General features: G+C 75.1%; 7 protein-coding genes and 1 pseudogene. 3 read left to right on the top strand and 5 right to left on the bottom strand.

Going from position 1 to position 13,409, the window contains the following annotated elements:
- Positions 1–131 precede the first annotated feature (131 nt).
- Both IE219_RS20325 and IE219_RS20330 read left to right on the top strand, forming a co-directional pair.
- Positions 132–2,063, top strand: a complete 1,932-nt coding sequence (locus tag IE219_RS20325; protein ID WP_229849885.1) for an N-acetylmuramoyl-L-alanine amidase — start codon at positions 132–134, stop codon at positions 2,061–2,063.
- A 158-nt stretch (positions 2,064–2,221) separates the two neighbouring features.
- Positions 2,222–4,507, top strand: a complete 2,286-nt coding sequence (locus IE219_RS20330; RefSeq protein ID WP_229849886.1) for a terpene synthase family protein — start codon at positions 2,222–2,224, stop codon at positions 4,505–4,507.
- Positions 4,508–4,584: 77 nt separating this feature from the next.
- On the opposite strand, the gene IE219_RS20335 is transcribed toward IE219_RS20330, so the two are convergent.
- The 3 genes and pseudogenes from IE219_RS20335 to IE219_RS32645 all read right to left on the bottom strand — a co-directional run bounded on the left by IE219_RS20335 (position 4,585) and on the right by IE219_RS32645 (position 8,632).
- Positions 4,585–4,950, bottom strand: coding sequence for an RNA-binding S4 domain-containing protein (locus tag IE219_RS20335; protein ID WP_189979462.1), 366 nt, complete (start codon positions 4,948–4,950; stop codon positions 4,585–4,587).
- A 17-nt stretch (positions 4,951–4,967) separates the two neighbouring features.
- On the bottom strand, positions 4,968–5,465 hold the full coding sequence (locus IE219_RS20340) for a hypothetical protein (RefSeq protein ID WP_189979463.1): 498 nt from the start codon (positions 5,463–5,465) through the stop codon (positions 4,968–4,970).
- A gap of 79 nt (positions 5,466–5,544) precedes the next feature.
- A pseudogene (locus tag IE219_RS32645) lies at positions 5,545–8,632 on the bottom strand (ATP-binding protein).
- A gap of 315 nt (positions 8,633–8,947) precedes the next feature.
- Here IE219_RS32645 and IE219_RS20350 point away from each other — a divergent pair.
- Positions 8,948–11,188 (top strand): alpha-N-acetylglucosaminidase, encoded by a 2,241-nt coding sequence (locus IE219_RS20350; RefSeq protein WP_189979465.1) that lies wholly within the window; start codon positions 8,948–8,950, stop codon positions 11,186–11,188.
- Between the two features lie 7 nt (positions 11,189–11,195).
- Here the strand turns inward: IE219_RS20350 and IE219_RS20355 are convergent, their stop codons facing one another.
- Positions 11,196–12,362: a thiolase family protein gene (locus IE219_RS20355; protein ID WP_189979467.1), complete on the bottom strand. Its 1,167-nt coding sequence runs from the start codon at positions 12,360–12,362 to the stop codon at positions 11,196–11,198.
- On the bottom strand, positions 12,359–13,405 hold the full coding sequence (locus IE219_RS20360; protein ID WP_189979668.1) for a thiolase family protein: 1,047 nt from the start codon (positions 13,403–13,405) through the stop codon (positions 12,359–12,361). The genes IE219_RS20355 and IE219_RS20360 overlap by 4 nt, the downstream gene beginning before the upstream one ends.
- Positions 13,406–13,409: the final 4 nt, after the last annotated feature.

The following is a 13,409-nucleotide window of genomic DNA, read 5'->3' on the forward strand; positions in this document are numbered from 1 at the left end:
CTCGCCCGAGGCGAGGGGTGATTGACGGATGGTCCGGGAGCCGCTTCCCTGTACGGGTCCGGCCCCGCACTCCCCCCGCGTCACCCCCACCCCTGGAGGCCGTCTTGCTCCGTTCCGCGTCCCGAGGACGTGTGCTCTCCGCCGCCGCGTCCGCGGCCCTGCTCCTGCCCCTGTTCGCGGGCGCGCCGCCGGCCGGTGCCGACGCGTCGGCGGCGGACGCGCTCCAGCGCCAGTTCGCCTCGGCGGCCGGACGGACCGGGGTGCCCGAGAGCGTGCTGCTCGCCGTCTCGTACCTCCAGTCGCGCTGGGACGGGCACGCCGGCGCGCCCAGCGTGACCGGCGGGTACGGGCCGATGCACCTGACCGACGCGGCCACCGCGCTGGCCCGGTCCGCGCCGCACCACTCGGACGGCGGCGAGGACGCCCGGGGCGACACCGCCCGGCCCGCCCGCGCCACCGCGGCGACGGCGGCGCGGGCGCTGCCGACGGCCGGGGAACTGCCCGCGCGGCTGCGGACCCTGGAGCGGGCGGCGGCGCTGACCGGCATCCCGGCCGAGCGGCTGCGGACGGAGAGCGCGGCGAACATCGAGGGCGGCGCGGCGCTGCTCGCGGCGGCCCAGCGGGAGGCCGGACGGGCGCCGAGCGCGGACCCGGCCGACTGGTACGGGGCGGTGGCCCGCTACTCGGGCGCCGACGACACGGCCACCGCGACGGCCTACGCGGACGACGTCTTCGACGTCATCCGGACCGGCGAGGCGCGGGTCACGGACAGCGGGCAGCGGGTGGCGCTGGCCGCCGCGCCAGCGGTGGCGCCGGAGAAGGAGCAGGTGGCGTCGCTCGGGCTGCGCGCCCCGGCGGGCGGTCCGGTGGAGTGCCCGCCGACGGTGGCGTGCGAGTGGGTCCCGGCGCCGTACGAGGAGTTCGGCGACGGCGACTACGGCAACCACGACAAGGCGGACCGGCCCGGATCGCAGTCGATCGACTACATCGTCGTCCACGACACGGAGGCGACCTGGGACGTCACGCTGGGCCTGGTGCAGGACCCGACGTACGTCTCCTGGCAGTACTCGCTGCGCTCCTCGGACGGGCACGTGGCGCAGCACCTGCCGCTGAAGGACGTCGGCTGGCACGCCGGGAACTGGTACGTGAACGCCAAGTCGGTGGGCCTGGAGCACGAGGGCTTCCTGACGGCGCCGGACTCCTGGTACACGGAGGCCATGTACCGGTCCTCGGCGCGGCTGGTGCGGTACCTGGCGAAGCGGTACGGCATCCCGCTGGACCGGCAGCACGTCCTCGGGCACGACAACGTGCCGGGCACGGTGGCCTCCTCGGTCCCCGGCATGCACACCGACCCGGGTCCTTACTGGGACTGGGCGCACTACTTCCGGCTCCTGGGCCGGCCGCTGACGCCGAGCGCGGGCCCGCGCGCGGCCGTGGTGACGATCCGTCCGGAGTACGCGGAGAACCGCGCCGAGTACACGGGCTGCGTGACCGCCGGGACGGCGTGCGCGCCGCACGGCAGCGGGGCGGTGCGGCTGCGCACCGCGCCGAGCGAGGACGCGCCGCTGGTGAAGGACGCCGGGCTGCGGCCGGGCGGGCAGGAGTCGACGACCGGGGTCAACGACACCGGGGCGCGGGCCTCGACCGGGCAGAGCTACGCGGTGGCGGAGCGCCGGGGCGACTGGACGGCGGTCTGGTACCTGGGGCAGAAGGCGTGGTTCCGCAACCCGGCGGCGGCGCCGACGGCGGTGAACGGGCGCGGACTGCTGCTGACGCCGCGCGCGGGGCTGGCGGAGGTGCCGGTGTACGGGCGGGCCTACCCGGAGGCGTCGGCGTACCCGGCGGGGGTGCCGGTGCAGGCGGTGTCGCCGCTGCCGTACCGGCTGCTCGCGGGGCAGCGGTACGTGGTGGGGCTCAAGACGCCCGGCGAGTACTTCTACGCACCCACGTTCGATACGTCGGGTCATCGGGTGGTGCGCGGCCAGGAGGAGTACTACCAGATCCAGTTCGGCCATCGCGTCGCCTTCGTCAAGGCCGCTGACGTGCGGGTCTTCCGGGGCTGAGCGGGCCTGGCCGAAAGGTGTGGGGTGGCGTCGGGAGCGGTTCCCGGCGCCACCATTTCCTGTGATCGTATGACTATTCCTGAGCCCGCATCCGGGCGCCGGAGCAGGGGTAAGGCTGGGCCGGAACAGCACCCTTCGCCGGAAAGGCCCGCCCGCACATGCCTCAGCCCTTCGTTATGCCGGATTTCTATGTCCCGTATCCGGCGCGGCTCAATCCGCACGTGGAGGCCGCCCGGACGCACACCCGGGACTGGGCGCGCGCGAGGGGGATGCTGGAGGGCTCCGGCGTCTGGGAGCAGGCCGACCTCGACGCCCACGACTACGCGCTGCTCTGCGCCTACACCCACCCGGACTGCGACGAGGAGGCGCTGAACCTCGTCACCGACTGGTACACGTGGGTCTTCTTCTTCGACGACCACTTCCTGGAGGTCTTCAAGCGTACCCAGGACCGGGCGGCCGGCAAGGAGTACCTGGACCGGCTGCCGCACTTCATGCCCGCCGACCCGGCGGCCGGCATGCCCGACCCGGTCAACCCGGTCGAGGCCGGCCTCGCCGACCTGTGGCGGCGCACCGTCCCCGCCATGTCCGACGGCTGGCGCCGCCGCTTCGCCACCGCCACCGAGGCCCTCCTCAACGAGTCCCTCTGGGAGCTCGACAACATCAACGAGGGCCGGATCGCCAACCCCCTCGAATACATCGAGATGCGCCGCAAGGTCGGCGGCGCCCCCTGGTCCGCCGGACTGGTGGAGTACGCGGCCGGTGCCGAGGTCCCCGACCGGGTGGCGCACTCCCGGCCGCTGCGGGTCCTGTGCGACGCCTTCTCCGACGCCGTGCACCTGCGCAACGACCTCTTCTCGTACCAGCGCGAGGTCGAGGAGGAGGGCGAGAACAGCAACGGCGTCCTCGTCCTGGAGCACTTCCTCGGCTGCTCCACCCAGGAGGCCGCGAACACCGTCAACGACCTGCTCACCTCCCGGGTCCAGCAGTTCGAGAACACCGCCCTCACCGAAGTGCCCCTGCTCGCCGCGCAGGAGGGCCTCACTCCGGCCGAGTGCGCCGCCGTCGCCGCGTACACCAAGGGACTCCAGGACTGGCAGTCCGGCGGGCACGAATGGCACATGCGCTCCAGCCGCTACATGAACGAGGGCATGGCCGACGGGCCGGCCGCCCTCCCCGGTCCCCCCGGCCTGTTCGCGCCCTCCGTCCACACCCTCTTCGGACGGCCCGCCGAGGCCCGGCTGCGCGCCCTCACCCACACTCCCCACCAGCCCGTCGGCCACAGCCCGCTGCCCGACTTCGACCTCCCCTACCCGCTGGCCCTCAGCCCGCACCACGCCGAGGCCAAGCGCCGCTCGGAGGACTGGGCGGAGGCGATGGGGCTCCTCGACGACATCTGGGACCGGCCCCTGATGGAGGGCTTCGACCTGGCGCTCTGCTCGGCCGGCATCGACCCCGACGCCACCCTGGAGGAGCTGGAGCTCAGCGCCCTCTGGCTGACCTGGGGGACCTACGCGGACGACTACTACCCGCTGGTCTTCGGGCGGGCCCGCGACCTGGCCGGGGCCCGCGCCCAGACCGCCCGGCTGAAGGCGTGCCTGCCGGTCGACGACCCGGCCGCCGCCCCGGGCTTCGCCGCCAACCCGCTGGAGCGGGGGCTCGCCGACGTGTGGGCGCGCACCGCCGGTCCGATGTCGCCGCGGGCCCGGGCCGAGCTGTGGAGCGCCCTCGACCGGATGCTGGAGAGCTGGCTGTGGGAGCTGCACAACCAGCTCCAGCACCGGGTGCCCGACCCGGTCGACTACGTCGAGATGCGCCGCAGCACCTTCGGCTCCGAGCTGACCCTGCTGATGAGCCGCCTGCGCGCGGGCGACGTGCTGCCGCCGGAGCTGCTCGCCTCCGGCACGGTCCGCAGCCTGGAGGACGCGGTGTCCGACTACGGGGCGCTGATCAACGACCTCTTCTCCTACCAGAAGGAGGTCGAGGTCGAGGGCGAGCTGCACAACGGGGTGCTGGTCCTGGAGAAGTTCTTCGACGTCGACCGGGACACCGCCGCCGGGATGGTCCACGAGCTGATGCGCGGCCGGCTGCGCCAGTACGAGCACCTGAAGGAGCGTGAGGTGCCGCTGATGTACGCGCACTTCGGGCTCGGCGCCGAGGGCAGGGCGGCCTTCGAGGCGCGGCTGCGGGAGCTGGAGGAGTGGCTGGCCGGCGTGCTGCACTGGCACCGCAGCGTCCGCCGCTACGGCCCCGGGGACGTGCGCGCGGGCGCCGGGACGCCGCTCCTGCGGCGGGCACCCGGGGAAGGCGCCCCGGCGGTGACCGGCGCGCCCGTCGTCCCCGCCGCCTCCGCGGCCGCCGTCGCTCCGGAGTGGACCACGGCGCGGGGGCTGGGCACGGCGGCGGCGCGGGTCGCGACCGCCTTCGCCGGCGCGCCGACCGCCTGACGCTGACGCACTACGGTCGGCGCACGACGGCGGAAGGGCCGGTCCCGGGTGTCCGGGGCCGGCCCTTCGGCGCGGGTTCAGGGGCGGCGGCCGCGCAGTTCGTCGATCTCGCGGCGCTCCCGCTTGGTGGGGCGGCCGGCGCCCCGGTCGCGGACGGCGGCCACGGCGACCTGCTCGCGCGGCGGCGGGGGCGGGCTGTTGTCCACATACGCCTCGGCGGCAACCGGCGGGCCGACCCGCTTGGCGTGGAGCTCCTTGACCTCGACGATCCGCTCCCGGCCGCCGTGGAAGATCCGTACCTCGTCGCCGGGCTTGACCGTCTGGGCGGGCTTGGCCCGCTCGCCGTTCACCTTGACGTGCCCGGCCCGGCAGGCCGCGGCGGCCTGGGAGCGGGTCTTGGTCAGCCGGACCGCCCAGACCCAGGCGTCGACGCGCGCGCTCATCGGCCCCGCTCCCCCGCTCAGCCCTGCTGGAACAGCTCGGCGGGCAGCGGCTTCAGCAGCGCGTACAGGTCGTCGGTGATCGGCCGGTCCCAACTGGCGATCGTCACCAGGACGTTGTCGCTGCGGTCGAACTGGACGCAGGAGATCCGGCTCTCGGAGAGCTTGAGGCGGCGCACGATGAGGAGGTTGTCGCCCTGCATGACGGGGACGTCCTCGGTGCCGACCACCTCGACCGGCTCGTCGTTCTCCAGGGCGGCGAGGAGCTGGGCCACCTCGAAGGGGATCTGGCCCTCGGCGAGCTCCCGGGCCGGGGAGCCCTCCGGGAGGTTGCCGATGATCATCGCGGGGCCGCGACCGCCGAAGAGGTCGTAGCGCAGGAAGACGCCCTGGCAGGAACCGTCGGGAGCGGGGAGCAGACCGGCGCCGAGATTGCCGGGCCAGTCGCCCGGGTCCATGGCCAGGACATCGAAGTCCGGGCCCGCGGGAGTGGCGCTGCGGCGGCGGAGGAAGGACATACGGCCATGGTACGTGCCCGGGGCCGGGGCGCGGCGCCGGGTTCCTCCGTCCCGGCGCCGCGCGGACCCGTGCGGCGGCTCAGTCGTCGGCTTCCGCCCCGCTCGTCCCGCTCGTCCCGTCCGTTCCGCCCGGGGCGCCCTGCCGCTTCCCGCCGGCGGCGGGGCGGGACAGGGCGTGGGCGAGGCCGGAGCGGTCGGTGCCCAGCTTGCGGTAGACGGCGGAGAGCAGGCGGGCGGCCGCGGCGGGGTCGGTGTCGAGGGCGGCGGCCGGGTCCTCGTCGCGCAGGACGGCGTCGGCGGCGGCCCGCTCGCGGGCGGTGAGCGAGTCGCCGTCGGCGGTGTGCAGGGCGCGCGGGCGCAGTCCGGCCGCGGCCAGCTCGATCCTGGCCTCGTCGGCGAGGCCGTCGGCACCGCAGTCCTGGGCGGTCTCCAGGCCCCGGTAGAGGTGCTCGGCGGCTTCGGCGTGCCGCTCGGTGCGGCGGAGGGCCGCGCCGAGGGCGACGAGGGAGCGGGCCAGCTCGTAGGCGGCCGGGGACTGGTCGAGCCAGTCGACGGACTCCTCCAGGAGCTTGATCCGTTCGGGTCCCTCGGAGACCTCGGCGGTCACCCGGAGCGCCTGGCCGATCGCGGACGGCGCGCCGTACTGGCGGGCGCGGGCGACGGCCTCGTGCGCGGTCGCGAGGGCCTGCGACGGGGAGGTCGCGGCCTGGGCGAGGGCGAGGTGGAGCTGCCAGGGGCAGCAGGAGGGGTTGCGCTTGCCGCGCGGATCGAGGCGGCTGGCCGATGTCGGCGAGCGCGACGGCGGCCTCCTCGGTGCGGCCGGTGGCGAGGAGCAGTTCGGCGTGGACGGTCTCGCAGTCGGGGATGGTGACGGCGGCGGGGAACGGCTCGCCGAAGGAGTGCTCGCGGGCGACCTGCTCGGCCTGGGCGGTACGGCCCCGGGCGATCAGGACCTCGATCATGACGCCGGTCGCGTACCAGAGGGCGGGGGTTCCGGTGCCGACGCGCTCGGCGAGGCGGAGTCCGGCACGGGCGAAGTCCTCGGCCTCCATGAGGCGGCCGCGCCGGAAGCGGATGTAGCCGATGAGGGTGTACGCGAAGGCGAGGTGGGCGCCGCGCCAGCCGCGCTTCTCGAACTCGGCGGTGCCCGCCTCGAAGAGTTCCTCGGCGCGGCCGGGCCGATCGGCGTAGAGGTGGAGGAGGGCGACCAGGACCGGGACCTCGAAGCCCCGGCTCTCGTCGGCCCAGCTGAGGCCGCCTTCGAGGGCGTGGGCGGCGTACTTGAGGGCGACGGAGGAGGGTTCGGCGCGCAGGGTGGCGTCCCAGGCGCGCAGTCCGATGATGTAGCGCTCGGTGACGCCGGGCTCGGCGGTGTCGCGGCCGACGAGCCGGTCGGCGAGATGGGCGAGGCGCCGGGAGCGGGCGGGCGACTCGGGTTCGTCGGCGCGCAGGGCGTCCCACATGAACTTCTCGGCCTGGGTGCGCAGCCGGGTGCGGGCGTCGGCGGTCTTGGCGATCTCCTCGCCGAGGAGTTCGGTGGCCTCGACGAGGCGGTCGCTGTGGGCGAGGACCTGGGAGAGGCGGTAGACGATGCCGGGGCGCAGGGCCGGGTCGGCGGAGGGCTCCTCAAGGGCGGCGCGCAGGTGGTTGACGGTGGTGGCGGGTTCGGTGAGCAGTGAGGCGGAGCCGAGTTCGAAGAGGACGGCGGCGCGCTCGCGGGCGGCGGGAGGTTCCCGCAGGGCGCGGGCGAGGTGCCGGCGGGCCGCGTCGGGCGCTCCGGCGCGGAGGTTCTCGCGGGCGGCGGCGCGGAGCTGGGCGACGACCCACGGGTCGCTCTCGGGGTGGGTCTCCAGGAGGTGGCGGCCGGCCGCGGCGGGGCCGAGTCCGGCGTCGATGACGCAGGAGGCGGCCTGGCCGTGGAAGGCGACGCGGATCGCGTCGGGGATGGAGCGGTAGACGGTGCTGGCGATCAGCGGGTGGACGAATTCGAGCGGGCCGCCGGGGACGGTCTCCTCGGCGAGGACGCGGGCCTCCCGGAGGCGGGCGGCGCAGTCGGCCACTGACTCGTCGCCCAGCCCCGCGACGGCTCCGGCGAGTCCCGGGGAGATCTCGGTGCCGAGGACGGCGCAGGCCCAGGCGAGGCGGACGGTGGAGGTGCCGAGCCGTTCGAGGCGGGTGACGAGGCCGCTGCCCTTGAGGGCGGCGGCGAGGTCGCGGAGTTCGCGGGCGCCGTCGGCGGTGGGGTCGAGGCCGCGGTCGCGGACCTTGGCGACGAGTTCGACGGTCTCGAAGGGGTTGCCCGCGGTGACGGTCCAGAAGTCGCGGCAGAAGGCGTCGTCGGCGTGGTCGCCGATCCGGTCGCGGACCAGGCGGGCGACGGCGTCGGCGGTGAGCGGGGCGAGGCCGTGCGGGCGCTGTCCGGACCGGTGGCCGGTGAACTCGACGGCTTCCTCGGGGAGTTCGTCGGGCCGGTAGGCGACGACGAGGAGCATGGGGAGGTCCTCGGCGCGCGGGGTGAAGGAGTTGAGCCAGCCGAGGGACTCGGGGTCGGCCCAGTGGGCGTCGTCGAGGACGACCACGAGCGGGGCGCGGCGGACGGCGAGGTGGTTGAGGACCCAGTCGAGGCCGTCGCGCAGGCCCTGGGGGTCGGGCGGGGAGCCGGCGGCGGCGCGCAGTCCGAGGGCGGGGCCGACGATGTCGTACCAGGAGCCGAGGCGTTCGCGGAGTTCGGCGTCGGAGGCGTGGATGAGCTGGGGCTGGAGGAGCTGGCGGGCGACGTGGAAGGCGACGCGCTGCTCCTGGTCGCCGCCGCGGGCGGAGAGGACGGTGCAGCCGCGGGCCGCGGCGCGGCGGCGGATCTCGGCGAGGAGGGTGGTCTTGCCGAATCCGGCGGGCGCGGCGTAGGCGAGGAGGCCGCCGCGCCGGGCGGGGGCGTCGGGGACCTCGGGCTGGCCGGTGCGGCCGTGCAGCGGGATGACGTGGGCGACGCCGGGCCGGCGCGGAGCGGGGACGCGCTCGGGGCGCGCGGGCGGAGCGGGAGGAAGGGGCGGATCGGCCTGGGTGATTCCGGTCAGGAGGTCGAGGGCCTCCTCGGCGGCGTCCAGCGCCGCCTCCCGTTCGAAGAGGCCGAAGCCCTGGCGGCCCGGCCTGCCGTCCTGTCGTGCCACGTTCCACCCCCACACAGGGGGCGCGAACCCGGCGCACGGTCGGGGCGCCGGGGCCGATCACCCCGCGAAAAGCCCAGCGTACGCCGGAACGCGCCCCCTGTAACCGCATTGGCGCAATGGCTTCCGATGGGCTATAGGACGATCGACCGGGAGGGACGTGACCGACTCGGATCACGTTCGACGAACGAGTGTTCTGAGTCGGCGCCCGCCGTTCCGCTTGCGTGTCGCCCTTGACCAACAACCTGGCAAATACTCCCATATGACGGGCGATCAGTCCATGATCGCCGCCGGTCCCATGAGGGGAAGACCCGACCCATGCGTCCATCGCTCTCCCGTGCCCGGTCCTGGACCGTGCGCTCCGTGTGCTCCCTCGCCCTGTGCGCCACCGCGCTCGCCGCGCTGCCCGCTCAGGCGCCCGCGCAGGCCGTGACCTCGCCGGCCGCGGGCTCCCCCGCCGCGGGCGCGTACACGGTGGACGCGGCCCGGGCCGCGGTGGCGCGGCTGCTGCCCCGGCACGCCGACCAGTTCGAACTGGTGCTGGTGCCGCGCACGTCCGCCGGCGACCGGTTCACCCTGACGGGTTCGGCCGGGCGGATCCGCGTCGTCGGCACCACCCCGGCGGTGCTGCTGCGCGGCGTGCACTGGTACCTGAGCTACACGGCGGGGGTGGACCTCGGCTCGCCCGGGGACAGCGTCTCGGCACTGCCGGCCCGGCTGCCCGCGCCCGCCGGGACGGTGACCCGCTCGGCCTCGGTGCCGCACCGGTTCGCGCTCAACGACACGGACGACGGCTACTCGGGGGCGTACCGGGACTGGGACGCGTACGAACGCCAGATCGACCTGCTCGCCCTGCACGGGGTGAACGAGGTCTTCGTGCAGATGGGCGCCGAGGCCGCCTACCTGGCCGCCTTCCAGGAGTTCGGCTACACCGGCGACGAACTGCGGAAGTGGATCCCGGGCCCCGCGCACCAGCCGTGGTGGCTGATGCAGAACATGTCCTCGTTCGGCGGCCCGGTCACCGACCAGCTCGTCGCCCGCCGGGCCGAGCTGGGCCGACGGATCGTGGACCGGCTGCGGGAGCTGGGCATGACGCCGGTGCTGCCCGGCTATTTCGGCACCGTGCCGCCCGGCTTCACCGAGCGCAACCCCGAGGGCAGGGTGGTTCCGCAGGGCCGGTGGATCGGCTTCGCCCGGCCGGACTGGCTCGACCCGCGCGGCCCGGTCTTCGCCCGCGTGGCGGAGTCCTTCTACCGCCACCAGGCACGGCTGCTCGGCACCACCTCCATGTACAAGATGGACCTGCTGCACGAGGGCGGGAAGCCGGGCGACGTGCCGGTCGGCGAGGCCGCCGCCCGGGTCCTCGGCGCGCTCGACGCCGCCCGGCCCGGCGCGACCTGGGTGCTGCTGGGCTGGCAGCGCAACCCGAAGGCCGAACTCCTCGCGGGCGTGGACACCTCGCGCCTCCTCGTCGTCGACGGCCTCTCCGACCGGTACGACGGACTGGACCGGGAGGCGGCCTGGTCGGGCACCCCGTACGCCTTCGGCACCATCCCCAACTTCGGCGGGCACACCACGATCGGCGGCAACACCTCCGTGTGGACGGAGCGGTTCGAGGCGTGGCGGACCAAGCCCGGCAGCACCCTGCGCGGCATCGCCTTCCTGCCGGAGGCCACCTCCGCCGACCCGGTGACCTTCTCCCTCTTCACCGAACTGGCCTGGCGGGACCGGCCGGTGGACCACGCCGCCTGGTTCGCCTCCTACGCGGCCCGCCGCTACGGCACGCCCGACCCGCACGCGGCACGGGCCTGGGAGTGGCTGCGCCGGGGGCCGTACGCGACCGCGTCGGACGGCTGGAGCGAGTCGCAGGACAGCCTCTTCACCGCGCGCCCGAGCCTCACCGTGACGACCGCCGCCTCCTGGGGGCCGAAGGCGATGCGCTACGACGCGACGACCGTCGAGCGGGCCCTCGACGAACTCCTCGCGGTGGCGCCGGGGGCCCGCGCCACCGACGCGTACCGCTTCGACCTGGTCGACACCGCCCGGCAGGCGCTCACCAACCGCAGCCGGGTGCTGCTGCCCCGGATCAGGGCCGCCTACGAGGCCGGGGACCTGACCGCCTTCCGGGCCCTGGCCGCCGAATGGCGCGGCTCGATGAAGCTCCTCGACGAACTCCTCGCCAGCGACCGGCGGTTCCTGCTCGGCCCCTGGCTGGAGCACGCCCGCTCCTGGGGGCGGAGCGACGCGGAGCGGGCGACGCTGGAGTTCGACGCCCGCTCGCTGCTCACCACCTGGGGGCACCGGGCGGGCAGCGAGGCCGGACTGCACGACTACGCCAACCGCGAGTGGTCGGGGCTCGTCTCCGACTTCTACGCACCCCGCTGGGACGCCTACCTGACCTCCCTGGAAACCGCGCTGACCACCGGGAAGGCGCCCGTCGCGATCGACTGGTTCGCCCGGGAGAACGCCTGGAACCTGCGGCGGAACGCCTATCCGGTGACGCCCCAGGGCGACCCGGTGGCCCTGGCGGCGAAGGTCCGCGACCGGCTGCGCGCCTGACCGGGGCTCAGCCCGCGGGCGGTGCGGAGCCCACCAGCCACATCGAGAAGAACTGGGCGCCGCCGCCGTAGGCGTGGCCGAGGGCCCGGCGGGCGCCGTCGATCTGGTGCTCGCCGGCCTCGCCGCGCACCTGGAGGGCGGCCTCCGCGAAGCGGATCATGCCGGAGGCGCCGATCGGGTTGGTGGACAGCACGCCGCCGGAGGGGTTGACCGGCAGGTCGCCGTCGAGTTCGGTGACGCCGGCCTCGGTGAGCTTCCACCCCTCCCCCTCGGCGGCGAAGCCGAGGTTCTCCAGCCACATGGGCTCGTACCAGGAGAACGGCACGTACATCTCGACGGCGTCGATCTGCCGGCGCGGGTCGGTGATCCCGGCCTGCCGGTAGACGTCGGCGGCGCAGTCGCTCCCGGCCCGGGGCGAGACGAAGTCCTTGCCCGCGAAGAGGGTGGGTTCGCTGCGCATCGCCCCGCCGTGCACCCAGGCGGCGGGCCGGGGCGCCCGGTCCGCGCCGGCCCGGTCGGTGAGGACCATGGCGCAGGCGCCGTCGGAGGACGGGCAGGTCTCCGAGTAGCGGATCGGGTCCCACAGCATCGGGGACGCCTGCACCTTCTCCAGGGTGATGTCGTGCTCGTGGAGGTGGGCGTAGGGGTTCTTCAGGGCGTTGCGGCGGTCCTTGTACGCGACGAGGGAGCCGACCGTGTCGGGGGCGCCGGTGCGGCGCATGTAGGCGCGGACGTGCGGGGCGAAGAAGCCGCCGGCCCCGGCGAGCAGCGGCTGCTGGAAGGGGACCGGCAGCGACAGGCCCCACATGGCGTTCGACTCGGACTGCTTCTCGAAGGCGAGGGTGAGGACGGTGCGGTGGACGCGGGCGGCCACCAGGTTGGCGGCGACGAGGGCGGTGGAGCCGCCGACCGAGCCGGCCGTGTGGACGCGGAGCATCGGCTTGCCGACGGCGCCGAGGGCGTCGGCGAGGTACAGCTCCGGCATCATCACGCCCTCGAAGAAGTCGGGGGCCTTGCCGATGACGACGGCGTCGATGTCCGCCCAGGTCAGTTCGGCGTCGGCGAGGGCGCGCAGGGCGGCCTCGCGGACGAGTCCGGCGATCGAGACGTCGCGGCGGGCGGCGACGTGCCGGGTCTGGCCGATGCCGACGACGGCCACGGGCTCCTTGCTCATCGGGGGTCCCCTTCCAGGACGGCGACCAGGTTCTGCTGGAGGCAGGGCCCGGAGGTGGCGTGCGCGAGGGCGCGGTCGGAGTCGCCCCGGTGGACGGCGGCGGCGGCCTCGCCGAGCCGGATCAGGCCCGCGGCCATGACCGGGTTGGCGGCGAGGGCTCCGCCGGAGGGGTTGACGCGGACCTCGTCGCCGAGGCCGAGGGCCCGGGTGAGGACGACCTCCTGGGAGGTGAAGGGGGCGTGCAGTTCGGCGGTGTCGACGGGCCGTGCGAAGGCTCCGGCGCGTTCGGCGGCGAGCCGGGTGGAGGGCGAGTCGGTGAGGTCGCGGACGCCGAGGGAGTGGGCCTCGATCCGGTGGTCCATGCCCCGGATCCAGGCGGGGCGCTCGCACAGTTCGCGGGCCCGGTCCCCGGCGGCGAGGATCACGGCGGCGGCGCCGTCGCCGATCGGCGGGCAGTCGCCGGTGCGCAGCGGCGCCACCACGTGGTCGCCCTGCGGGCGGGCGCCGGTGAGCTGGGCGTGCGGGTTGGCCGAGGCGTCGGCGCGGCGGCGGGCGGCGATCGAGGCGAGCGCGGCCTCGTCGGTGTGTCCGGCGTCGACGAGGGCCTGGGCCTGGAGGGCGGCGAGGGCGACGGAGTCGGGCCAGAGGGGGGCGAGGTAGTAGGGGTCGAGCTGGCGGGTCAGCACGTCGCGGACGGAGCCGGGCGAGGACTTGCCGTAGGCGTAGACGAGGGCGGTGTCGGCCTCGCCGGTCAGCAGTTTGACCCACGCCTCGTACAGGGCCCAGGCGCCGTCGGCCTCGACGTGGGACTCGGAGATCGGCGGCCAGGCACCGACGCCGTCGAGGGCCATGGTGAAGGAGAAGGCCCGCCCGGCGAGGTAGTCGGAGGAGCCGGAGCAGGTGAAGCCGATGTCGGAGGTCTCGCAGCCGGTCCGGCGCAGCACCTCGTGGAGGACGGGCATGACCATCTCGACCTCGGAGAGGTCGTCGGTGCGGCGCCGGTGGTCGCTCTGGGCGAAGGCGACGATGGCCACGTCGCGCAGGGGG

The sequence above is a fragment of the Streptomyces termitum genome (genome assembly GCF_014650175.1).
Lineage (GTDB): Bacteria > Actinomycetota > Actinomycetes > Streptomycetales > Streptomycetaceae > Streptomyces > Streptomyces termitum.